The organism is Gluconobacter sp. P5B12, from assembly GCF_018812035.1.
GTDB lineage: Bacteria > Pseudomonadota > Alphaproteobacteria > Acetobacterales > Acetobacteraceae > Gluconobacter.
Window position 1 is genome coordinate 119,694 of sequence record NZ_JACRVV010000001.1, and the last position, 23,948, is coordinate 143,641.

The 23,948-nt window shown below is 56.9% G+C and carries 18 protein-coding genes and 1 other RNA gene; 15 read left to right on the forward strand and 4 right to left on the reverse strand.

What is annotated here, in order from left to right; all coding sequences use genetic code 11:
• Positions 1-69: 69 nt before the first annotated feature.
• On the forward strand, positions 70-534 hold the full coding sequence (locus KP702_RS00480) for a DUF3465 domain-containing protein (RefSeq protein ID WP_215768350.1): 465 nt from the start codon (positions 70-72) through the stop codon (positions 532-534).
• A gap of 46 nt (positions 535-580) precedes the next feature.
• Here KP702_RS00480 and clpA read toward each other — a convergent pair whose 3' ends face one another.
• Together clpA and clpS are read right to left on the reverse strand one after the other, a co-directional pair.
• Complete coding sequence (gene clpA, locus KP702_RS00485; RefSeq protein ID WP_099210941.1) at positions 581-2,893, reverse strand: ATP-dependent Clp protease ATP-binding subunit ClpA; 2,313 nt, start codon at positions 2,891-2,893, stop codon at positions 581-583.
• 124 nt (positions 2,894-3,017) lie between these two features.
• Positions 3,018-3,446 (reverse strand): ATP-dependent Clp protease adapter ClpS, encoded by a 429-nt coding sequence (clpS, locus tag KP702_RS00490; RefSeq protein WP_232309080.1) that lies wholly within the window; start codon positions 3,444-3,446, stop codon positions 3,018-3,020.
• 247 nt (positions 3,447-3,693) lie between these two features.
• Between clpS and KP702_RS00495 the strand changes: the two genes are divergently transcribed.
• The 8 genes from KP702_RS00495 (at position 3,694) to KP702_RS00530 (ending at position 11,331) form a co-directional block, all read left to right on the forward strand.
• Positions 3,694-4,749, forward strand: coding sequence for a D-alanyl-D-alanine carboxypeptidase family protein (locus tag KP702_RS00495; RefSeq protein WP_202206260.1), 1,056 nt, complete (start codon positions 3,694-3,696; stop codon positions 4,747-4,749).
• 86 nt (positions 4,750-4,835) lie between these two features.
• Positions 4,836-5,639, forward strand: coding sequence for a type I methionyl aminopeptidase (gene map / locus KP702_RS00500; RefSeq protein ID WP_202206261.1), 804 nt, complete (start codon positions 4,836-4,838; stop codon positions 5,637-5,639).
• Positions 5,636-7,435 carry a gamma-glutamyltransferase gene (ggt, locus tag KP702_RS00505; RefSeq protein WP_202206262.1) on the forward strand — a complete coding sequence of 600 codons (1,800 nt, stop codon included), beginning with the start codon at positions 5,636-5,638 and terminating at the stop codon, positions 7,433-7,435. Before map ends, ggt begins: the two co-directional genes overlap by 4 nt.
• Positions 7,436-7,481: 46 nt before the next feature.
• An RNA gene (gene ffs, locus KP702_RS00510) (signal recognition particle sRNA small type) lies at positions 7,482-7,576 on the forward strand.
• 101 nt (positions 7,577-7,677) lie between these two features.
• On the forward strand, positions 7,678-9,621 hold the full coding sequence (locus tag KP702_RS00515; protein ID WP_202206263.1) for a DNA polymerase III subunit gamma/tau: 1,944 nt from the start codon (positions 7,678-7,680) through the stop codon (positions 9,619-9,621).
• A gap of 16 nt (positions 9,622-9,637) precedes the next feature.
• On the forward strand, positions 9,638-9,961 hold the full coding sequence (locus KP702_RS00520) for a YbaB/EbfC family nucleoid-associated protein (protein ID WP_215768351.1): 324 nt from the start codon (positions 9,638-9,640) through the stop codon (positions 9,959-9,961).
• 33 nt (positions 9,962-9,994) lie between these two features.
• Positions 9,995-10,588, forward strand: a complete 594-nt coding sequence (gene recR, locus KP702_RS00525) for a recombination mediator RecR (RefSeq protein ID WP_167386111.1) — start codon at positions 9,995-9,997, stop codon at positions 10,586-10,588.
• Positions 10,585-11,331 (forward strand): SDR family oxidoreductase, encoded by a 747-nt coding sequence (locus KP702_RS00530; protein WP_202206264.1) that lies wholly within the window; start codon positions 10,585-10,587, stop codon positions 11,329-11,331. The genes recR and KP702_RS00530 overlap by 4 nt, the downstream gene beginning before the upstream one ends.
• A gap of 1 nt (position 11,332) precedes the next feature.
• Here KP702_RS00530 and KP702_RS00535 read toward each other — a convergent pair whose 3' ends face one another.
• Together KP702_RS00535 and KP702_RS00540 are read right to left on the reverse strand one after the other, a co-directional pair.
• Positions 11,333-11,932, reverse strand: coding sequence for a hypothetical protein (locus KP702_RS00535; RefSeq protein ID WP_237389811.1), 600 nt, complete (start codon positions 11,930-11,932; stop codon positions 11,333-11,335).
• Positions 11,874-12,206 (reverse strand): TIGR02300 family protein, encoded by a 333-nt coding sequence (locus tag KP702_RS00540; protein ID WP_046900134.1) that lies wholly within the window; start codon positions 12,204-12,206, stop codon positions 11,874-11,876. Before KP702_RS00540 ends, KP702_RS00535 begins: the two co-directional genes overlap by 59 nt.
• A gap of 150 nt (positions 12,207-12,356) precedes the next feature.
• Here KP702_RS00540 and aroA point away from each other — a divergent pair, with 150 nt between their 5' ends.
• From aroA to KP702_RS00570, 6 genes are all read left to right on the forward strand, one after another.
• Positions 12,357-13,682, forward strand: coding sequence for a 3-phosphoshikimate 1-carboxyvinyltransferase (gene aroA / locus KP702_RS00545; RefSeq protein WP_215768530.1), 1,326 nt, complete (start codon positions 12,357-12,359; stop codon positions 13,680-13,682).
• Positions 13,679-14,317: a (d)CMP kinase gene (cmk, locus tag KP702_RS00550; RefSeq protein ID WP_202206265.1), complete on the forward strand. Its 639-nt coding sequence runs from the start codon at positions 13,679-13,681 to the stop codon at positions 14,315-14,317. Before aroA ends, cmk begins: the two co-directional genes overlap by 4 nt.
• Positions 14,318-14,568: 251 nt before the next feature.
• Complete coding sequence (gene rpsA / locus KP702_RS00555) at positions 14,569-16,278, forward strand: 30S ribosomal protein S1 (RefSeq protein WP_202206266.1); 1,710 nt, start codon at positions 14,569-14,571, stop codon at positions 16,276-16,278.
• Positions 16,279-16,514: 236 nt separating this feature from the next.
• Complete coding sequence (locus KP702_RS00560) at positions 16,515-19,865, forward strand: glycosyltransferase (protein WP_202206267.1); 3,351 nt, start codon at positions 16,515-16,517, stop codon at positions 19,863-19,865.
• Positions 19,866-19,885: 20 nt separating this feature from the next.
• Entirely contained in the window at positions 19,886-22,867 is a 2,982-nt protein-coding gene (locus KP702_RS00565) for a glycosyltransferase (protein ID WP_202206268.1), read from the forward strand.
• A 47-nt stretch (positions 22,868-22,914) separates the two neighbouring features.
• A complete protein-coding gene (locus KP702_RS00570; RefSeq protein ID WP_202206269.1) occupies positions 22,915-23,937 on the forward strand; it encodes a glycosyltransferase in 1,023 nt (340 codons plus the stop codon).
• The last annotated feature ends 11 nt before the right edge of the window (positions 23,938-23,948 follow it).

A 23,948-nucleotide genomic window follows, 5' to 3' on the forward strand; every position in this document is an offset into this window, starting at 1 on the left:
GGCGACGGCATTTGTTTCAGGATGTGTTTCGGCGCATAAAAGCACTTTCCTGACTGGAGAGTGCTTTTGATGATGTCCCGTCTGAGACTTCTGGCTGCAATGGCATGTTTGGGTGCGCCACTTCCTACTCTGGCACAGGCGATAGCGCCGATGCCGGCAAGCTGTGACAACGCCAAATTCCTGAGTGACCAGCAGACCTTCGAGCAACGTGGCGCCACCCGGACGGATCTTCCCGAGCATATTTGCGGGCGCGTCATCGCCATTGCACCCCATGCGAAGCGGACCCGCAGCGGATGGCATGGCTATTTCTACCTGGATGTAGGGCAGGGCGTATCTATCCGAATTGTCTCGGGGCTTGATGAAATGACTGCCCCACAATGGCCCTGGGTGCAGAAGGGCGACACCGTCGAGGTTCAGGGGCGGTACTACTACGACAGCCTGCGCAAGCAGGGGATTGACTGGACGCATCACGGCACCAGCCGCAAATGGCCGTGGCCCGGCTATGTGACCGTCAACGGACACCGCTACGAATAAAAAAAGCCCGTAGGAATGTCCTACGGGCTTTTTCGTGACGGGCGGCCTAGTTGGTCGCTTCGTCTTTCTTCTCGGCGCTACTGTCGCCTTTGACGCCGGTCCCTTCGATAATCTCGAAGTCCAGTACGTCATTCTTGAGGCCAATCTTGACGGCCCCGCCTTTGGCCAGTCGACCGAAGAGCAGTTCCTCGGCCAATGGCTTCTTGATGTGCTCCTGAATGACGCGGCCGAGAGGACGTGCGCCATACAGGCGATCATAACCCTTCTCGGCCAGCCATTCCTTGGCAGCAGAGGAGATTTCGATCGTAACGTGACGGTCAGCCAACTGGGCTTCGAGCTGGAGAACGAACTTCTCCACCACGCGGCCCACGGTCTCCGGCGTCAGGTTAGCGAACGGAATGATCGCATCCAGACGATTGCGGAACTCAGGTGTGAAGGTGCGTTTGATTGCCTCTTCATCCTCACCCGCACGGCTGGTCCGGCCGAAACCGATCGCTTCCTTGGACAGGTCAGCCGCGCCCGCATTCGTGGTCATGATCAGGATCACGTTGCGGAAATCGACTGTCTTGCCGTTGTGGTCTGTCAGGCGGCCATGGTCCATGACCTGAAGCAGGACGTTGTAAAGGTCCGGGTGGGCCTTTTCGATTTCGTCCAACAGCAGGACGGCATGAGGATGCTGGTCGATTGCATCCGTCAGCAGTCCCCCCTGATCAAACCCGACATACCCTGGAGGCGCGCCGATCAGACGGGAGATCGAATGACGCTCCATGTATTCGGACATGTCAAAGCGGATCAGTTCGATGCCAAGAGACGACGCCAACTGACGTGCAACTTCCGTCTTGCCGACGCCCGTAGGGCCGGAGAACAGGTAGTTGCCAATCGGCTTCTCCGCATCACGCAGGCCCGCACGGGACAGCTTGATCGCCGCAGCCAGTGCATCAATCGCCTTGTCCTGCCCGAACACCATGTTCCGCAGATCCCGCTCCAGATGGCGCAGGGTCTCCCGATCATCCGCCGTGACGCTCTTGGGTGGGATGCGGGCAATCTTGGCGATTGCATCTTCCACATCCCGCAGCGTCACGGTCTTGCGGCGCTTGTTCTCAGGCACCAGCATCCGCGCCGCACCGACCTCGTCAATGACGTCGATGGCTTTATCGGGCAGTTTGCGGTCATGCACATATCGGGCTGCCAGTTCGACGGCGCCACGCAGGGCTTCGTCGGTGTAGCGAACCTTGTGGTGCTTCTCGTAGCTGCCCTTAAGGCCGCGCAGGATCTTGATCGTGTCCTCGACTGACGGCTCAGGGACGTCAATTTTTTGGAAGCGCCGGACCAGTGCACGGTCTTTCTCGAAGTGCTGACGGAACTCCTTGTATGTCGTGGAGCCGATGCAGCGCAGCGTACCTGCAGCCAGAGCTGGCTTGAGCAGGTTCGATGCATCCATCGCACCACCAGACGTCGCGCCCGCACCAATGACCGTGTGGATTTCGTCAATGAACAGGATCGCACCGGGCGTCTGGTCCATTTCCGTCACGACAGCCTTGAGGCGTTCTTCGAAATCACCGCGGTAACGTGTGCCAGCCAGCAGGGAGCCCATGTCGAGAGAGTAGATCGTGCAGTCCTGCAGGACTTCAGGCACGTCTTTCTCAACAATACGCTTTGCCAGACCTTCCGCGATCGCAGTCTTGCCGACGCCCGGGTCACCCACATACAGCGGGTTGTTTTTGGTGCGGCGGCACAGGATCTGGATCGTGCGTTCGATCTCCTGATCGCGACCAATCAGTGGATCGATCCGCCCTTCACGGGCACGGTCGTTCAGATTGACGCAATAGGTCGCGAGGGCGCCGTCCTTGGCTGTTTCCTTGCGCTCTTCACGCTCGGAATTATCCTTGGATGCAGCGGCAGCCTTACGGCCAGCGCCACGGTCCGGCGCTTTGGCGATGCCATGCGAAATGAAGTTCACGGCGTCGAGTCGCGTCATGTCCTGCAATTGCAGGAAGTACACGGCGTGGCTTTCACGTTCCGCAAAGAGCGCAACGAGAACGTTGGCACCCGTAACTTCATCGCGGCCTGTGCTTTGCACGTGAATGGCCGCGCGTTGAATTACGCGCTGGAAAGCCGCCGTTGGTTTTGGTTCTGTCGGACGGTCGGACGCAAGACCGGCAAGGTCCTTGTCCAGAAAGTCCGTCAGGTCCGAGCGCAGCTTGTCGAGGTCAATTCCGCAGGCGCGGAAAACCGTCAGTGCGTCGGCGTCTTCTGTCAGAGCCAGCAGCAGATGTTCGAGGGTGGCATACTCATGACGCCGATCACCTGCGAATGTCAGGGCGCGGTGGAGCGTCTGTTCGAGCGTACGGGACAGCATAGGGTGGCGCTCCTCTCGACCTCTCGTGGAAGAGGTATCTTGTCGTGGTGCAACACGTAACGCCAGTCAGAAACGTAAGGCTGAACAAGAAATTGTCCGATGCCTGTATGACTGTGGCGGGAAATCAGTCTTTTTCGATCGTACACTGAAGCGGATGCTGGTTCTGGCGGGCCAGATCCATAACCTGAGCGACCTTGCTCTCCGCAACTTCGTAGGTGAAGACGCCGCAGACCCCTACGCCCCGCTGATGCACATGCAGCATGATGGTGGTGGCTTCTTCCCTGTTCTTGGAAAAAAACCGTTCCAGCACGTGCACGACAAACTCCATCGGTGTGTAGTCATCGTTGAGCATAAGAACCTTGTACATCGACGGCTTGCGCGTTCGTGTACGAGGGCGAACGACAACGCTGATCTCAAGATCTTCGTCATCGGGCAGGCGTGGATTTGTCGGACCTTTTGGGTCCGATGATCCCGGCCCCATCCTGACTGGTCCGAAAATAGACTCGGCTTCAGAATGGGAGGTGGCTGGTGAAGGGAGATCGTAAGAAGACATGACTGGTATGATATGGGACGCTTCCCCCGACTTGAGAAGGGGGTAAGGATGAGTACATTTCGTGAATATCGCCATCTTCCTGACATGTTCTGGTCGGGTTTGGGTCATGCTTACGAAAAATTAAGCAAACTGCCCCAAACCTTGTGGACGGGCGCTTTTTGTTGCGCCTAGAGTAACGGGATTAAGGACTGCGTTAAACAGTTCAATCTTTCCAGCGTTCAATGTTTTGTTCAGAGGCTGCCACATAATGCGTTTCCCTGTCCGCAAGGCCCTTCTGTTATGCGCTCTGACTGCAGTTGGTGCGGGCTCTGCCAAGGCACAATACGCAGGCCACACGTCCAGTTTCGTGATGGATGCACATTCAGGTGCCGTTCTGTCCCAGTCGGACGCCGATCTTCAGCGGTATCCTGCATCCCTGACAAAACTCATGACGCTGTATCTGACCTTCCGTGCGCTGGAAGCCCATCAGATTACGCTGGATCAGGAAGTCCCGGTTTCCATTCATGCTTCCATGCAGGCTCCATCCAAGCTTGGACTGGTCCCAGGCACTCGGCTGACCGTTGAGCAGGGCATTCTGGCGCTTGTCACCAAGTCCGCCAATGACGCTGCGTGCGCTCTGGGTGAGTTCCTGGGGGGGGGCGACGAGGTCCGTTTTGCTCAGCTCATGACGCAGCAGGCGCGTGCTCTGGGAATGGCCAACACAACGTTCCGCAACGCATCCGGCCTGCCTGACCCCGATCAGGTCACGACAGCGCATGATCTAGGGCTTCTCGCGCAGCACCTTATCAACGATTTCCCGCAGTATTATCACTATTTCGGCGTGCCTTCCTTCTATTTCCATCGTCATCTGGTTCCCAACCATGATCCGATGCTGAAAATCTATTCGGGCGCTGACGGCATGAAGACGGGTTACACCGATGCTGCGGGGCGGAATCTTGTCACGTCTGCCATCCGTGGAAATGTTCGTCTGATTGGTGTGGTCCTTGGGTCGTCCTCAAATGCGCGTCGTTCGATGGAAATGGCGTCCATTCTGGATGATGGTTTCGCTTCAGAAGGCGTCGCGCCACAGCCTCTGCTTCATCCGGTCGCTCCGCGCACTGTCATGATCGCGTCTGCGCGTCGTGGTGGTCGTTTTGCTCATCATGGGACAATGGTTGCATCCAGCCGTCCTATTGAAGTGGCGGATGCGCCAACGTCACCGCGCCGTTATGGCCGTGTTGCGCATCATTCAGCCTCTGTTCGCATGGTCAGTGCTCACCATGTTGCTGCCCATCACAAGCCGGGCCGTCACCCGCGCGGGTGAAAAACTCGCATCACTGCCTTGCGATCCGGTCGGGACGGTCGCATTTTGTCCCGACCAGTTAAGAGATTTAGGATCGGGCGGTAGACATGGGTGATAATTCGCGTGGGATTGTTCTTTATGACAGTGAAGATTTCAAACATCTAAGAACGGTTGGGCATCTGGCAGCGGCAACGCTGGATATGATTACCGAGCATGTTCAACCCGGCGTCACGACGGAAGAACTCAATACCCTTATTCATGAGTTCACTCTGGCGCACGGCGCTACACCGGCTCCTCTGAATTATCATGGCTTCCCGAAATCCTGCTGCATTTCGATCAACCATGTTGTGTGTCACGGCATCCCCGGTGAGAAGAAACTGGCCAACGGCGATATCGTCAATATTGACGTCACGTCCATTCTGGATGGCTGGTACGGGGATAATTCCCGGATGTACATCGTAGGCAAGGCCCCCAAGAAAGCTGAAAAACTCGTTGAGGTGACCTATGAGTCCCTCATGCTCGGCATTGAGCAGGTCAAGCCAGGCAAGACGCTGGGCGATGTCGGTCATGCCATTCAGGTCCATGCGGAAAAGAACCGTTTCTCCATCGTGCGTGATTTTTGTGGTCACGGCATTGGCCGGGAATTCCATGCCGCTCCGAACGTTCTGCATTACGGCAAGCCAGGGCAGGGCGTGAAGCTCGTGCCGGGAATGGTTTTCACCATTGAGCCGATGCTGAATATCGGCAAACCTGAAGTGAAAATTCTTGATGATGGCTGGACAGCTGTCACGCGTGACCGGACGCTGTCTGCACAATTCGAGCATATGATTGGCGTGACGGACGACGGATGTGAAATCTTCACGCTGTCCCCGAAAGGTTACAACAAGCCCCCATACGGAGCTGGCGCATGAAAAAACTGTTTGCCCTGATTGTTGCGGGCCTGACGGGGGGCACGGCGCTGGCTGCTCCCACGGCAGCCCCTTTGAGCTCTGCCCATGATCCGCTGGCCTTTGGTCCGGATCATACGTCTCCGGGCGTTCTGGTCTCTGGCAAGCACGGCATGGTGGTTTCCGCCCAGCATCTCGCTTCTGATGCCGGCGCCAAAATCCTGGCGGAAGGTGGCAATGCCATCGATGCAGCGGTTGCGGTGGGTTATGCGCTGGCTGTCGTTTACCCCGCTGCGGGTAATATCGGCGGTGGCGGCTTCATGACGATCCGCCTGAAATCCGGGCAGACAGTGTTTGTGGACTTCCGGGAGCATGCCCCGGGTGCTGCGACAGCCACCATGTATCAGGATGCGTCTGGTAAAGTCATTCCGGGGCTTTCAACGGAAGGCTGGAAAGCGGTCGCCATTCCGGGGACTGTCGCAGGATTGGACACGATCCTTCAGAAGTGGGGGCGTTTGCCACGCGCAAAAGTCATGGCTCCAGCCATAGCGCTCGCCCGTGATGGGTTTGTGCTCAATGAAGGCGACGTACAGCTCCTCGACACGTCCACGAAGTATTTCCGTCAGGACCCATACGCACGTTCTATTTTTCTGCGTCCGGACGGATCGTCCTTTCAGCCTGGAGACCGGCTGGTTCAGAAAAATCTGGCCAATTCTCTTGAACTGGTCGCCAAGAATGGTCCGAAAGCGTTCTACGAAGGTCCGATTTCCGCTGAAATCGTGCGGGCCAGCGAAGAAGGCGGTGGCCTTCTGAAGCCATCAGATTTCACGAATTATCATATCCGGTTTCTTGAGCCGATCCGCTGCACCTATCGTGGGTACACGATCGACACGGCACCCCCTCCGAGCGGTGGTGGCATCGCGCTATGCGAAATTCTGAATATTCTCTCCGGCTACGATATGCACGCCCTTGGCTTGCACACGGCGGCGTCTGCGCAGCGTGAAATTGAAGCCATGCGACATGCGTACTCGGATCGACGCGATCTCGGGGATCCGGCATTCGTCAAGAATCCGATCGAGCACCTGAATGATCCGACATATGCCGCACAGGTCAGGGCAGGGATCCCGCTTGATCAGGCATTGCCGTCCAGCACCCTCCGCGCTGGTGAGGCGCTTCCGGTTAAAGCTGCCCAGGCTGCTCCTGACACGCAGGAAAAGCACGAGACGACCCAGTTCTCGGTATTGGACAAGAGCGGCATGGCCGTTTCCGCGACATATACCCTGAACGGGTGGTTCGGCTCAGGTGTCATGGGTGGCAACACCGGCATCTGGCTCAATGACGAGATGGATGATTTCTCGGCCAAGCCAGGTGCCCCCAATATGTTTGGGATTGTTGGCTCGGAAGCCAATGCCATTGCTCCGGGCAAAACGCCGCTATCGTCCATGTCTCCGTCGATTGTCTCCAAGGATGGAAAGGTGATTATGGTGATCGGCAGCCCTGGTGGTTCCCGTATTCCAACGATCACACTTTCGGCCATTCTGGGCGTGCTCGATTACGGGCTGGACATCCGTCAGGCTGTTGATCTGCCGCGAATCCACGAGCAGTGGGAGCCATCTGCTGTTGAGCTGGAACCAGGTGCCCTGGCGGATGACGTCATGGATAAGCTGAAATCTGAAGGATATGCGCTGTCTCTGCACCGCCCATGGGGTGTGGCAGAAGGTATTCTTGCGGATCGTCCAAGCCTCTCTGCACACAAAACCGGGCTCATTTATGGGGCTGCTGATCCGCGTCATGCCGGGGGTGAAGCCGCGGGTGAATGATAGGGGGTTGTCAGACACCCCTATCTCCGTGTTAGGAGAGCGCCGGGAGGTCGGCTTTGGACGGATACCTTGCCAACCCGGTCAGGTCCGGAAGGAAGCAGCCGCAGTGAGTTTTATCCGGGTTAAATGTCCGGCCTCCTACCTAGTGCAGCCTGTGGGCGCGGCAGTTTTACTGTCAGGCGCCCCGGTGCAAGACCGACAGAGTGCGGTCTCATTCCCCGCTCTGACGGCTTTCCAGTTTCATGACTGACGATATCGACGATCTTCCCCTGCCGCCCGAGAGCGGTGGTGGCTTCTTTGGTGAAGCCCCGGCCGAGCAGGTTCCAGTTCCTGTTCAGGCAGAAAAAAGCACGCCTTATCGTGTCCTTGCCCGAAAATATCGTCCCCAGACACTCGATGATCTGATTGGTCAGGACTCGCTGGTACGAATCCTGCGTCGTGCGTTCGAGCTGAAGCGTGTGGCGCATGCCTTCATGCTGACGGGTGTGCGCGGCGTGGGGAAAACTACGACCGCCCGGATTATCGCACGCGCCTTGAACTGCATTGGGCCAGACGGGAAGGGTGGACCGACCGCGGAGCCCTGTGGCGTCTGTGCAAACTGCACTGCCATCCTCGCGGACCGGCATCCGGACGTTCTGGAAATGGATGCAGCGTCTCGCACGGGCGTTGATGATGTGCGTGAAATCATTGAGGCGACCCGTTTCCGCCCGATGCAAGCGCGCATGAAAGTCTTCATCATTGATGAAGTGCACATGCTGTCTCGCAATGCGTTCAATGCTCTGCTGAAAACGCTGGAAGAGCCTCCGTCACAGGTCACGTTCATTTTTGCCACGACGGAATTGCGGAAAGTACCGGTGACGGTGCTTTCCCGCTGTCAGCGGTTTGACCTCCGGCGCGTGCCTCAGGCGCTGCTGACCGAACATTTTGGACGTATTGCCGAAAAGGAAGGAGCCACTCTTTCCGAAGACGCTTTGGCGCTCATTGCACGTGCAGCTGATGGCTCGGTCCGTGACGGACTATCTCTGCTGGATCAGGCGATTGCACAGGGTGCGAGCGACGCCGATGCCGTGTCAGACATGCTGGGTCTGGCAGATCGTGGACTGGTCTTTGATCTGCTTGATGCCCTTATGGCCGGCAAGGCAGCAGAGGCCTTGGATCTTACCGATCAGGCTTATGCGCGTGGTGCTGATCTTGGCGTTCTCCTGACGGATCTTCTGGATCTTCTGCATCTTGTTTCCCGTCTCAAGGCGATGCCGGGTCTTCGTGAAAGCCGGGACCTTCCAGAAGCCGAAAGACTGCGTGGTGGCGTGCTGGCAGACAGGCTCTCAACCAGCAGTTTGGGACGCGCCTGGCAGATTCTTCTGAAGGGTGTGAACGAGGTCGAATCTGCGCCGGATCGTCGTCAGGCGGCTGAGATGGTCCTGATTCGACTGTGCCACGCCAGCCTTCTACCGACGCCTGACCGTCTGATCCGTCAGTTGACTGAAGGCGGGGTCGATCTCTCCTTGCCATCAGGCCCTTCGGGTGGAGCAGCTCCGTCCGGAGAGGTGTCGTCTGGGTTGCAGACTGCGCCTGTGCTGTCGACGTCCGTATCGCCCACTGACACGGGTGGCCCTCGTGCGCATGTCCGTCTGGTGGCCAATGGCGGCGAAATTATTGAGCCGGGTTATGCGGAGGCCGCTCCTGAGCTGGCCCCGGAACCCGAACTTCCTCCGCCCCCGCCACGAACATGGCGCGAGATGGTCGCTCTGGTTTGGGACAAGCAGCCGCAGTTGCATGGGGTTCTGCGCTCGTCGGTGCATCTGGTACGTTTTTCGCCCCCCGATGTGCAGGTTCGCCTGGAAGACCAGCACACCAAGGCGGACCGTCTCCTTCAGAATTTTCTTGAAGAGATGTTTCCCGGCCAGTGGCGCATCAGTCTTTCCACAGCCGAAGGTGAGCCAACTCTGGACGAACAGGGTGCGGAGGTGGTGGCCATCAACCGTGCAATGGTTGAGGCACACCCGTTGGTCCAAGCCATTCTTGATGCTTTCCCCGGTGCGAAAATCGGCGATGTGCAAGACCACTCCCTTGATGAATACGGTCTTCCACCCGAAATAACCGCACCATTGACGGAGGACTCTCCTCCGGATCTGGAATTCGCGCCTTTGGACGCTGATTTCCTTGATGAAGATGATCTGAACTGAAAGACCAGGAGACGTTATGAAGAACCTTGCAGGACTGATGAAGCAGGCCAGCCAGATGCAGTCCAAAATGGAAGAGGCCCAGAAAAATCTGGCAAATCTGACGGTAGATGGTTCGGCTGGCGCTGGTCTCGTGACACTTCAACTTACGGGTAAAGGCGAAATGCGTGGTCTGAAAATCGATCCGAAGCTCGCCCATCCGAACGAGATGGAAATGCTTCAGGACCTGATCGTGGCAGCCTACACGGATGCCAAGAACAAGGCTGAAGCGGCCAGCTCTGAAGCCATGCGAGACGTTACGGGCGGTCTGGACCTGCCGCCAGGTCTGAAGCTTCCGTTCTGATCTGAATAGTCTTTCTGCGGGCGTCACATCATGATGATCAGCAATGACATCGAGCAGCTGATTTCCATGCTGTCTCGCCTGCCGGGGCTCGGCCCGAGGTCGGCCCGTCGCGCTGCGCTCAGTTTGCTGCGGCAGCCAGAGGCGCGGATGTTGCCTTTGGCGCATCTCATGGAACGGGCTGCCACAAGCGTCCGCACATGCTCCCTTTGCGGCAATCTCGACACCATCGATCCCTGCCACATCTGTACGGACTCAACCCGTGACGGCGGTCTGGTGTGCGTGGTCGAAACTGTGGGTGATCTGTGGGCCCTGGAACGTGCTGGCGTACATCGCGGGGTCTATCAGGTTCTGGGTGGAACGTTATCGGCGCTTGCCGGTCTTGGCCCTGAAGATCTGAATGTCTCTTCTCTGCTGGACCGTATTGCCGAAGGTGGCGTGAGAGAAGTCATCCTCGCTCTTGGTGCGACAGTCGAGGGGGCGACCACAGCGCACTGGCTTCAGGAAAAACTGGCATCAACGGGTGTGGTCGTCAGCCGTGTCGGACATGGCGTTCCCATGGGGGGCGCTCTGGACGTGCTGGATGATGGCACGCTGGCTGCTGCCCTGATTGCACGACGCGCATTATGATTTCCGCTCTAGTCCCCCGTACGGCGATTGTGACCGGTGGTGCGCGTCGGATTGGCCGGGCGCTGGTTGAAATGCTGGCCGGGCAGGGTTTTTCTGTTGCCATTCATTATCGCGATAGCAAAACAGAAGCGCTGGATCTGCTCGATCACATTGGCGGCCGAGGATGTGTGATTGGCGCAGATCTGTCGTGTGAAGCGGATGTGAACAGGCTGGCTGCTGAAGCAGTTCAGCAGCTTGGGCCGATCGGTGTGCTCATCAACAACGCTTCAGCATTCATTCGTGATGAAGTCGAGACTGTAACTCGTGAAAGCTGGGACCAGCATCTTGAGCCGAATTTGAGGGCTCCGTTCGTCCTGTCTCAGGCGGTGGCAGCAGCCCTGCCGGCAGAGGCTGAAGGGCTGATTTTGAATATGCTGGATCAGCGCGTGTGGAATCTGACGCCACATTTTATCAGCTACACCGTGTCCCGAGCTGGCTTGTGGACACTGACACAAACGCTTGCGCTGGCACTGGCGCCGCGTATTCGCGTTAATGCCATTGGTCCAGGGCCTGTTCTGCCAACGGTAGGCCGACAGTCTCAGGAGCATTTTGACAAGATGTGCGCACAAACGCCCCTGAAGCGTGGGTCGTCTCCCGAAGAAATCGCTGAAGCCACGCTCGCGCTGTTTTCTCTCCCGTCCGTCACGGGGCAAATGCTGGCCATGGATGGCGGGCAGCACCTGAACTGGTCGCCTGCGCGATAAATCAGGGCTGAGGTTTCAGCGCACCAGGCAGATAATCTTCCACAACCAGAGAAATTGGTGCGTTGTCTGAAGCACGTCTGAGGAGCGCACGGTTTTCGAGTACGATTCCTGTGGCGTTATTTGGAAAACGTGTTTCGAGTCGCTGGCGATAAAAATTCGTCTTCGAGACAGCTTTACCGAAAGGCGTATCTGTCGTTTCCAGCAGATGGTTCATGTCATCTGTCAGGCGTTCCGGCACATACCAGTTCCAGGCATCAGAGAGCGGGACATCCCCACACAGAAGCTGAACGTGACGTGTGCGAACCTGCCGAGGGTCTGAGACTTCCAGAAGACGCAGGGTTTCCTGTGAAGGCTGCTCTCCAACGGAGAGGCGCACGACGCGAATGGGAACGGAGCAGTGCTCCTGAAGAACTGCTGTTGCGCTGGGATGGCGCTCCAGGCGGTCCTTTAATGCACGAACGGCTGCGCCATCCGGGGACAAGGCGTCTCCCGGACCGGCACAGCCGCTCAATACTGCTGCAAAGGAAAGAGCACGGACGACCTTAGTGGTCGTCGCGGTCGTCCTTGTCAGTCGAAACTTCGATGTCGTTCGAGAGATCATCGTCATCATCCAGATCGTCGTCTGCTGCGATGACATCGTCATCTGCATCATCGTCCGTGTCCAGATCGACGTCTACATCATCCTCGTTCTCGTCCTTCGGAGCGTTCGGATCTTTCTCCTCAGGCAGCGGTCCTTCGCTACGCTTGAGACGGCCGATATCGTTCGGCTGGGTGGTGCCACATTTCGGGCACACCGTAGGGACGCGGTTCAGGTCATAGAAGCGGGCGCCGCACTCAACGCACGTCCGTTTTAGACCGAGTTCGGGTTTTGCCATGTTGCGCAAGCCTGCCAATGCCTCGGATAAGGAACGCGGCCATGCCAGCTTGTTTCCGCCATGTCAAACTCCAAGTGTCCCGAAATCTGCATGAGGGGACGTATTTCAGGGTGATTGACACACAGGAATGACCCTCGCATGAAAGTGCACATGCAAGCGCGACCTCTGACAGTTTCCGCGTCCCCGAAGGGACTTTCCGGCCGTACCCTCGTACCGGGTGACAAATCCATCAGCCATCGTTCGCTGATGCTGGCCTCCCTCGCACATGGCCGTACGAAGGTTTACGGCCTTCTGGAGGGTGAAGACGTTCTGCGCACCGCAGACGCCATGCGCGCGCTGGGTGCGACGATCACGCGTGACGGCGCCGTCTGGACCATTGATGGCCGTGGCGTCGGTGAGCTGACGGAGCCGGCAGATGTGCTGGATATGGGGAATTCCGGGACAGCAGCACGGCTCCTGTCCGGTATTCTTTCTTCCCACCAGATGAACAGCGTCATGACCGGGGATGCTTCCCTGCGCTCCCGTCCAATGCGTCGGGTGATGGACCCGCTTTCGAAGAACGGTTCCGAGTTTTTGTCCCGTGAGGGCGGCCGTTTGCCGATGGCCGTGCGTGGCAATGGTCAGGCGAAACCGCTTGAATACCGTCTGCCAGTTGCTTCTGCGCAGGTAAAATCAGCAGTTCTTTTGGCCGGGCTGAATGCCGTTGGCCGGACGGTTGTGGAAGAGCCGGTCGCCACCCGTGATCATACGGAAAATATGCTCCGTCATTTTGGCGTGGATGTTGATGTCTCCGTTCTGGATGCTGGTGGACGCCGAATCGAGCTGACCGGACCGGTGAAGCTGACCGCACGGGACGTGACAGTTCCGGGTGATCCGTCGTCTTCTGCATTCCCGCTTGTGGCTGCGCTGCTGGTTCCTGGTTCCGATCTGCTGATTGAGAATGTTGGTTTGAACCCGCTTCGGACGGGTCTGTTCACTACCCTGCTCGAAATGGGTGCTGATCTGACCATTGAAAACGAGCGCATTGAGGGCGGGGAGCCTGTGGGTGACCTTCGCGCACGATACAGCAAGCTGAAAGGTGTGGATGTGCCGCCAGAGCGCGCACCGTCCATGATTGACGAATACCCCGTTCTGGCCGTTGCCTGTGCTTTTGCGGAAGGGGCCTCCCGTCTGCGTGGTCTGGAAGAACTTCGGGTGAAGGAAAGTGACCGTCTGGCCGCAACCGTCTCCCTGCTGAATGTGAATGGTGCCGAAACCGAAGTGGTTGGCGATGACCTGATTGTTCGTGGTTTTCAGGGCCCACTGGGTGGCGGAAGCGTGACGACGCACATGGATCATCGTCTGGCCATGAGTGGGATTGTCTTTGGTCTGGCTGCGCAGAAGCCGGTTTATATTGATGATACTGCCTTCATTGAAACCAGCTTTCCCGGTTTCGTTGATCTCATGAATGGTCTGGGTGCGGATATCCGGGCATGAGCCGTCCGCTGGTCATTGCCGTTGATGGGCCGGCGGCTGCTGGAAAGGGGACGCTGGCCAAGGCGCTCGCCTCCCGGCTGTCCTTGCCCTATCTGGACACGGGCCTCCTGTATCGTGCGGTTGCAAGGCGCATGATTGATGCCGGTCTTGACCCTGCGGGCGATGCTTCTGCACAGGCGGAAGCACTTGAGCAGGGGGATCTGCGGAGAACGGATCTGCGCGTTCCGGAAATCGACCGCGGTGCCTCACTGGTAGCTAGCCAGTCTGCTGTGCGTGAGGCTCTTCTGGAGCGTCAACGTGTGTTCGCCGCCCAGACAGGGGCCGTTGTTGACGGGCGGGATATCGGCACAGTTGTTTTCCCGGATGCGGACGTAAAGTTTTTCATCACGGCCTCCCCTAGGGCGCGGGCCCTTCGTCGCCATCGCCAAGTGCACGGGGACGCAGCGATCACAGAGGCTGAGCTGGACGCTGCGATCGCTGAGATCATCGCGCGTGACTCGCGGGATTCTTCGCGGGATACTGCGCCTCTGGTGCAGGCCGCAGATGCGCTTCTGATTGAGACAGATGAGCTTTCTGCAGAGCAAGTGCTTGAAAAGGCGCACGAAGAAATCAGGCGGCGCATAACTCGGATCTGAGTTGCGGTATCTGCCCGTCTGACACCTGTTTTTTTATTGACAGAGCGCCTGTGGAAGGTGTTGTTGCGGGTTAGCACCTTGCCCGAAGGGGGAAAGTGTCGTCCGTCATGCGTTTTGCGTGCGGGCCATAATTTAACGGACCCGGTCTGACCTTTTGAGGCAGCGGGGAGTCGCCATGCCAGATTTCGATCCGCGTGGCGCAGACGTGGATGATCGGTTTCAGGCCGAAAATCCGGGAATATTGTATTTACATGGCTTCAGCCACACAGGCCCCTGCCGCTCACGGCATGGAAGATTTTGCAGCCCTCCTCGAAGAGACCCTGGGCCGCGACACCGGTTTTGACGGCTCCGTCGTCACGGGCCGCGTGATCCGTCTGACCGACGAATTCGCTATCGTTGATGTTGGTCTCAAGAGCGAAGGTCGCGTTTCCCTTAAGGAATTCGGCCCGCCAGGCGCTGCTCCGGACGTAAAGCCGGGCGACGTTGTCGAGCTGTATGTCGAGCGTTACGAAGACCGTGACGGTTCCATCGTTCTTTCCCGCGAGAAGGCTCGTCGTGAAGAAGCATGGACCGCTCTGGAGCGTGCATTCGGCAACAACCAGCGCGTCAACGGCACGATCTATGGTCGCGTCAAGGGTGGCTTCACGGTTGATCTGGGCGGCGCAATGGCGTTCCTTCCGGGCAGCCAGGTTGACATCCGTCCGGTTCGTGACGTCGGCCCGCTGATGGGTCAGCCGCAGCCGTTCCAGATCCTGAAGATGGATCGCGCACGTGGCAACATCGTTGTGTCCCGTCGTGCCGTTCTTGAAGAGACCCGTGCAGAGCAGCGCTCCGAGCTGATCCAGGGCCTGAAGGAAGGCATGATCCTTGACGGCGTCGTCAAGAACATCACCGACTACGGTGCGTTCGTTGACCTCGGCGGCGTTGACGGCCTCCTGCATGTCACCGACATCGCATGGAAGCGCATCAACCACCCGTCCGAAGCTCTGCAGATCGGTCAGCCGGTTCGCGTGCAGGTCATCCGCTTCAACCCGGACACGCAGCGTATCTCCCTCGGCATGAAGCAGCTTGAAGCTGATCCGTGGGAAAACGTCGCCATCAAGTACCCAGCTGGTGCCCGCTTCACGGGTCGCGTCACGAACATCACCGACTACGGTGCATTCGTCGAGCTGGAGCCGGGCGTCGAAGGTCTGGTGCACGTTTCCGAGATGTCCTGGACGAAGAAGAACGTCCATCCGGGCAAGATCGTCGCTACTTCCCAGGAAGTCGACGTCATGGTTCTGGACGTGGACAGCTCCAAGCGTCGTATTTCGCTTGGTCTCAAGCAGGTTCAGCGCAACCCTTGGGAGCAGTTCGAAGAAGAGCACAAGGTTGGCTCTGTCATCGAAGGCGAAATCCGCAACATCACCGAGTTCGGTCTGTTCATTGGCCTCTCCGCAGACATCGACGGCATGGTTCACATGTCCGACCTGTCCTGGGACGAAGCTGGCGAAGCAGCCATGGCGAACTACGAAAAGGGTCAGGTCGTTAAGGCCAAGGTCCTCGACGTGGATCCTGAGAAGGAGCGCATCTCCCTGGGCATCAAGCAGCTTCAGGAAGATCCGGCAGCCGACACCCTGTCCCGCATCCAGAAGGGTGCTGTTGTGACCTGCGTCGTAACGGCAGTTCAGGCAAACGGTATCGAAGTGAAGGTCGACGATCTGCTGACCGGCTTCATCCGTCGTGCAGAGCTGGCTCGTGACAAGGCTGAGCAGCGTCCGGAGCGTTTCGCCGTTGGCGAAAAGGTCGATGCGAAGATTGTTTCCGTTGACCGTGCTTCCCGTAAGCTCGCGCTGACGATCCGCGGCCGTGAGGTCGAGGAAGACAAGGCTGCGATCAACGAATACGGTTCTTCTGACTCGGGCGCTTCCCTGGGTGACATTCTGGGCGCGGCAATCCGTCGTCGTACTACAGACGTCTGAAGAGACTGGAAATCAGATAACTCTATGTTGTCATGATTTTAGAAAAGGGCCGCGCAAGCGGCCCTTTTTTGTATTTGAGATGTAATGATCTTCTTTCTTGTCAGGGGCTTTTGTTGCTGTAAACCTTCAGGTAAGAATTAAGAGTATCGTGACGGCAGCGGTCTTGTGGTCTCATGTCCAGAAGACTGATGAAGTCAGTTTGAGATGGGAGTGGGCGTTCTGCGCTCAGGAGATTGATGGCGGTTATTTACAACACAAATTATACCCACAATCCCAATTCCTACCTTACGCTGGCGGTCGAACGGGCTGCTCGATCTCTATTTGGTAATGACCAGATTGTTGTCGCTGACAATATGTCCCTGGGCAGTATTGCTGCCTCCGGTGAGCATGACGTTCTGATCTGTCTGGACGCACAACGGATCAATCTTCCACTGATTCGTCGCGTTCGCCCTGCATTCAAGACGTTAATTCTCTGGACCTTTGAAGACCCGTTCATGCGGGACTTCAATGTTGAGAATGCCGGCCTTTTTGACTTCGTCTTTACGAATGATCCGTCTTGCGCCGAATACTACCATGGCAAGGGGCACTATCTTCCTCTGGCGGCCAGTCGTTCCATTCATGAGCGCAAGGTTCTCTCTGCCGCAGAGCTGGAATATGATATTTTCTTTGCTGGCACGATGTGGCCGAACCGCGTTCAGACACTGCGGCGCGTGATTGCGGCCTTCCCGGATGCCAGACTGAAGCTTGTTTGCCCGGGTAACGAGTACCTGCCACCGCTGCCCGCAGACCTTGCCGCACTTGCGATCCAGCGGCCGATCAGCCACGAAGCCTTTATTGATTTTGCGAATGTCAGCGCCGTTACTCTGACGATGTTCCGCGATTATGCCAGCCATGGCGATGTCAGTCAGGCGACGGCGCCGGGACCACGCTTTTTCGAGTTGGCTTTGGGCGGTACGGCACAGGTGGTCGAAGCGCCTGAAAGCATGGGCAGCGAGCATTTCGATACTGTAGAGGGGATCAGCCTTGCGCGTGATCCTGATGGCGTCGTGGATGCTGTTGCTCGCATCCTTAACAACAAGAATACGCGTCGCAAAGCAGCTCAGGCGTCTCAGAAGTCGGTGCTGGCACATCATCTTTATGAGCACCGTCTCGAAAAGATGCGTGACATCACTGGTGCTGATTTTGGTCGCCGTAAGGCTGCTGATATCCTCCCGGTTGAGCGTCGTCGCCGTCTGCGGGTGCTGATGTGCACGCATTCCACAATTCACGAGCAGGCCTGGGGTGGTGTTGAAGTTTACCAGCAGGCTCTTTGCTCCCTGCTTGGACGTGACGTTGAGTTCTTTTACTGGCTGCGTCGTGGCACATTCTGCCGTCTGACGACGGCAAGTGGTCAGGAGCTCGAACGCTTCGATGTGCCGGAAGTGGGCTGGCAAGACGCAATGTGCGATGCGCCAGAGGAAATGGCGTTTTCAAGCGTCATCAGCCAGTACAACATGGACATTGTCCATTTCCAGCATCTCGGACATCATGCCCTTTCCTTGCCGATCATCGCCAAGGCCAATGGTGTCGGTGTGGTTTTCTCTGCGCATGACTTCTGGCTTGTCTCAGCGCGGTACAACCTGCTGAACCATGAACTGCGGTATGTGGAAGACGAGGTCCGCTCTGTCCTGTCAGCGGATATCACGCTAAAGGCTTCCGAAAATGTGGATCATGGTGGCGAGCAGACGCGTCGGGCCTTTGTCGCCAAGATGCTTCACTCTGTTGATGCCATCATGTTTGGGACACAGCATTCCCGTGATCTGACGCATGAGATCTATCCGATCCTTAATGAAAAAATCAGCCTGATCACGGGTATTCCGAGCCCTGAAAACACGGTGCCGGTGAAGCCGAAGAGCTATGCTCCGTTGGGTGATGCTCCTCTGCATGTTGCGATAGTTGGTAATTTCCTGCGCACCAAGGGGGCAGATACGATCCTGAGTCTGATCGAAATCGCTCATCCGGATCATTTTGTCTTTCATATCTTCGGTTATGTGCATCCAGAATACGAAGCTGTTCTGAATGCTGGCAGCCGGTCGAACGTGAAGCTGTACGGCCGATATGACATGGGCGATATCGAGGCCCTGAAAAAGGCAGATGTTGCACTCAACCTGTCAATTTGGCCGGAAACCTATTGTATTTCCCTCTCCGAAGCTTGGCAGAATGGCCTGATCCCCATTGTGACGGATGTCGGCGCTCTGGGGGATCGCGTCGAAGATGGTGTTAACGGTTTCAAGGTTCCGATCAATCGCCCCAGCATGGTTCTGGAGCGCCTTGAACTGCTGCGTTCTTCTGAGCCTGTGCGCAAGAAAATCATGGCAAACATTGGCCCGCATCTCTGGACGCATGCCCGTGAGTATGCGGACGGTTTGCTGAAGCTTTACCAGGATGTGGTGCCGCGTCGTCCGATGGGCGTTTCGGACCTGCGGTTGGATGCTGGGCAAGTCCACCTTCTTCCGCATCCATCATGGCGCCATCAGGCTCCGCCGCGTCATATTTTTGATCCGCCGACCACACGTGATCTCTCTGTTGAGCTGCCCATTCCTGTTTCGGACTGGTTCTCCATCCAGGGCGCTGAGTGCTATATTGATGACGTCTGTCATCACGTCTTTGCCACGAGCGAAGATGAAGATTTCGAAGGCGCCAACGAATTTCATATCCGGGGCTGGTTCCTTCTTCCTGGGATCAGTACAGCCGGCCGCATGTTGGCAGTTCTGATCGAAGAAGGTGCAGACAGTCCGCTGATTTTCCTTGAGTGTGAACGTGAAATTCGTGGGGACATTGTTGAGATGTTCAACGGGTCTCCACGTCGTTCTGGCTTCTCCGGCAAGACAGCTCTGCGTGGGAAGTGGTGTGAAGGTCGTTTCCGCGTTGGCCTGATCAATGTCATCAACGGGCAGGCAGCGTTCCAGCTCACTTCGGTCCAGATTGAGGTCGAGGGCGGTAAGATCGACAAAATTCATCGTTCGATGCCTTCCAACGATGTCATTTTGTCTGATTTTAATCGGATTTCTCATAGCGACGGTCTGTTGCGCGGCATCAAGCTGTCTGGCTTCCAGAAGAAAGACCTCCATCCGTATGGCAGCGGAATGCTGGAGAATTTCATCGACGAGTTCACAGGCGTCATTGGGTCTCCTGTGCAGGATGTCGATCCGTTCGGGGGCATCTATGTGCGCGGCTGGGCGTTCCTGAAAAATCTGTCCCGGGCAGGCCAGCTCTATGTTGGGCTTATCCATAAAGAACGTGATGAAGTCACTTTGTTCGGCATGGACCGTATTGCCCGCCAGGATGTAGCGGTTGTGCATCGTGATGCTCCGCTTTGTGCGGGTTTCTCCGGAATACTGAACCCAATGCAGGGTTATGCCCGCCCGATGGATGGGGTTTATCGGGTAGCTCTGATCAATGTGACGGGCGACGTTTTCGGCACATACATTACTGATCTGGTTGCAGCTTTCGATGGTGGACGCATTGTTTCCACAGGCCGTGAAGATCTGACGCCGGAGCAGGCCGAGCGGTCTGAACAGCTTTTGAATGAGAAAGCCATCGCCTGAACCTGGAGGTCAGTTTTTTTATGTCCGATCCGGTTCCTGAGTCCTCCTCGGCTGCGCGCGAGCCTCGCTGGCGCCAGTTTGATGCGCAGTGGTATCTGCTGCGTTATCCGGAGGTTGGGGACTGGATGCGTGATGAAGGTCATCAGGACCTTCACGCGTTCTATATTGAAACAGGGCAGCGATACGGTCATTCTCCGAACCGGTATTTTGATGAAATCTGGTATCGGGAAACCCACGCAGACGTTCGTCGGGACTTGATTCAGGAAAAATATCGGTCCGGTTTCGAGCATTATTGCGCCGAAGGATATCATGGCCTTTCGGCACACTGGCTTTTTGACGAAGTTGATTATCTTCGACGGTATCCTGAACTGACCCGTCGCTCGCTGGAAGAGCAGGGGTTTTTCAACGGCTACGACCATTATCTGGAAATTGGCGAGGCACGTTATTATAGCGGCCATCGTTTTTTCGATGATGAGCTCTGTCGGCGGCTTGCCCTCCGCTTTCCGGATTATTTTGACAGCCGTATCGGCCTGTTTGCATCCTGGCTCAGTCTGCCGTCCGAGATTGCGGATGCAGGGCGTGTCTCTTGGTATTTTGATCCTGTCTGGTATCTGGAACGCTATCCGGAAGTGCGGCGTGAAATTGCTGAGGGGCGGTACAGCAGCGCCCTTCATCATTACCTTACCAATGAAACACCTCGGCTGTTTAATCCGCAGGAAATGTTTTCCGAGAGTTTCTACGCAGACACACATCCGGATGTGGTTGCCTGTCTGGATATGGGGTCCTTTCGGAACGGCTATGAGCATTTTCTGCTGTTCGGCGCGCATGAAGGGCGCGCGCCTGAAGCGGGCGTGGATCTTGCCGCTCACCTGAGCCGCCCACAGGTCCGCAACGACGTTCGCAATCACCTGTATGACAGTCCCTTTGCTCATCTGGTTGCGGCCAGAATGGGAGAGGGGCAGCGCGCTTCGTTGGTTGAAGCCCCGGAGATTGAGGAAAGTCAGTCAAGGCAGGTTTTTGAACGGGAAGCTGAGGCGCTCCTTCCCGCATTGGCGCGGCACCCGCTGGATTTCACTGTTGCGGGTGTGCCGGAACTCAGTGTCATTGTCGTGGTCTATGACCGGATTGCGTTGACAATGCAGGCTCTGGCGTCCCTACGCGCAAACTATGCCGGAGCCATCCAGCTGATCGTTGTGGATTCTGGTTCACACGATCAGACACGTCGTCTCGACGAAATGGTTCACGGCGCCAAGATCCTGCGTTTCAGGTATAACATTGGATATCTGGAAGGCTGTAATGCAGGTCTTGCAGAAGTTGATGCGCCATTTGTTCTTTATCTGAACAACGATCTGCGTCTCTACCCGGACAGTATCGCACATGCCTTGCAGCGTCTGCGTTCGGACAGCGATATCGGGGCGGTGGGGGCGAAGCTGATCCGCACCAATATGCGCCTGCAGGAAGCAGGTTCCATTATCTGGCGTGATGGCGCGACGTATGGATATCGCCGCGAAGATAGTCCGAACCTCCCTGAAGCGAATTTCGTGAGAGATGTGGACTATTGTTCCGCAGCATTTCTCATGGTGCGGTCGTCCATTCTGATTCAGTTGGGCGGTTACGATTTACGGTACCGTCCGGCCTATTTTGAAGATGCGGATTTGTGCGTTCGTATTCTCAAGATGGGTGCGCGGATCGTTTATGATCCTAACGTGGTGGTTGAGCATCTTGAGTACGGCAGTTCTGGCTCTGCCGGATCTCAGACCCTGATGCATGCCAATCTGCGGATTTTTTCGCGCGTGCATCAGGATTTTCTGCGCCATCAGCAGCCGGCTCATATCCGAAATGCAGTGCAGGCTCGCGAGCGGCGTTCAGATCGGAAGCACATCCTGTTCATTGAAGACCGCCTGCCATTAAGGCGCTTGGGCTCAGGGTATGTCCGTTCCAATGATGTGGTTCGGGCTATGGCCGCACTGGGGTATCAGGTCACAGTGTTCCCCATGCTGCCCAGGGATCAGAGCGAGCTGGATCTGTTTGGAGATTTCCCGGAGACAGTAGAGCTGATTGCGGATCAGCATCTTTCCACCTTTCCAGATTTTATCCAAGCCCGGGCCGGATATTACGATCTTGTGTGGGTCGGACGTACGCATAACATGGCGCGGCTCCTGCCAATTATGAACGAGGCCAGCCGTTACCTGCCAACGGGTGGAGCTGTTCTGGATACGGAAGTGATTTCCACGCCCCGTACGCTGGAGCGCATCAAGGTGCTTGATTTGCCCAAGCCGGCATTGAGCTTTGACGAGATGCTGCGTCGGGAACTGGAATGCGCCCACTACTGCCAGCAGATCGTCGCGGTAACGCAGAAGGATGCCGGATTTGTGCGCCGTGCCGGGTATGAGAATGTTTCCGTGCTGGGACATGAAATGCGAACCCGTCCGACGCGCGCAGCATTCGAGGCCCGGAAAGATATTCTCTTCCTGGGGGCACTGCATGATGAGGGCGCGCCGAACCATGACAGTCTGGAGTGGTTTGTCGGAGAGGTTCTACCAGTCCTTGACGAACTTCTGCCTCCGGACGTTCGGTTTACGATCGCGGGCTTCATTCATCCTTCTGTGGATGTGAGTGCGTTTGCGCGGCATCCTCGCGTGGATATCGTTGGTCCTGTGCATGATCTTGCCCCGCTGTTCGACAGACATCGTGTCTTCGTGGCGCCAACAAGGTTTGCGGGCGGTCTGCCGTTCAAGGTCCAGGAAGCTGCGGCATTCGGGGTTCCAATGGTTGTGACGACCCTCCTGGCGGGTCAGGTCGGCTGGACAAATGATGTGGAATTGCTGTCTGCGCCTGCCGATGATGCCAAAGCATTTGCGTCAGATGTCGCCCGTCTTTATCAGGATAGCGAACTCTGGGCCCGGCTGAGAAGTGAAGCGCTGAAGGCGGTGGAGCGGGATTGTGCGCCAGCGCAGTTCCGACAGGATCTGTCCAAGATCCTGCAGGCGTGTATAGCTTGAAGACGCCACCCACCCGGGGCATGAAGTTTAAGGAAACAGGTGAGGCTATGTCGACAGAAGTGAAAGATCGTTCCTCTGAAACGGAGCGGAAAGTGTCTGGCCTGACCGGACGTGTTCTGGTGTGCAGTGGTGGGCGTTATGAAAGTCAGGCCAATGCCCAGATCCGTGAGTCGATCATGGATGGGTGGGCTGAGTGCTTTGGCGAAGAAAACGTTACAGCTGTTCATATTTCCGCAGCAGCTGCATCCATTAAGATCCTGAAGCCCACAATCGTTTTCGCCATTGGGTCGTACCTGCCGGAGAGCACCTATTTCGGCGAAGTCTGTCGCGAAGCCAAGAAGATTGGCGCTGTGACGGTTTTCTGGGCGACAGAAGATCCCTATGAGCAGGATGCGAACTATCGCATCGCCGATGACTTCGACGTCGTTTTCTCCTGTGACCGCTGGGGCCACAATTTCTATCAGCGCGATCTGGTGTTCCATCTTCCGCTGGCAGCAAGCCCGAGCCTGCATTACATGCCGATCGAAGAGAATGTCGAAAAAACGATCGATGTTCTGTTCTGTGGCGTGGCGTTCACGAGCCGGAAGGACATTGTCCGCAATCTGCTGCCGGTCCTGCGTAACCTGAATATCAAGATTATCGGTCCAGGTTGGGGCGAGCTGGGCATTGGTTTCTCCGATGCCCGGATCGAGAAGTCCCAGTTGGTAGAACTGTATCGCCGGTCCAAGCTGGTTCTGAATCTGGGGCGCTCACTCCACTTCGAAAACAAGCGTTTTGTGATCGCTCCTTCCACGCCTGGCCCCCGGACGTTTGAAGCTGCTCTGGCAGGCGCGTTCCAGGTGTTTCACGAAGATACGCATGAGCTTCGCCGGTACTACGATGCAGACGAAATTCCGGTTTTCTCAAACCGGATTGATTTCGAGCGGCTGGTTGAGAAATACGTAGGGGATGATGAAGCCCGTCTCGCGATGAGCCGTAAGGCACAGGCCAGAACGATGGAGCAGCATCTTTACAAGCATCGCATCCAGCAGGCGCTGTCAGTTCTTCAGGCTGAAGGGTTCCTAGGCTGAAAAGCTGCAGG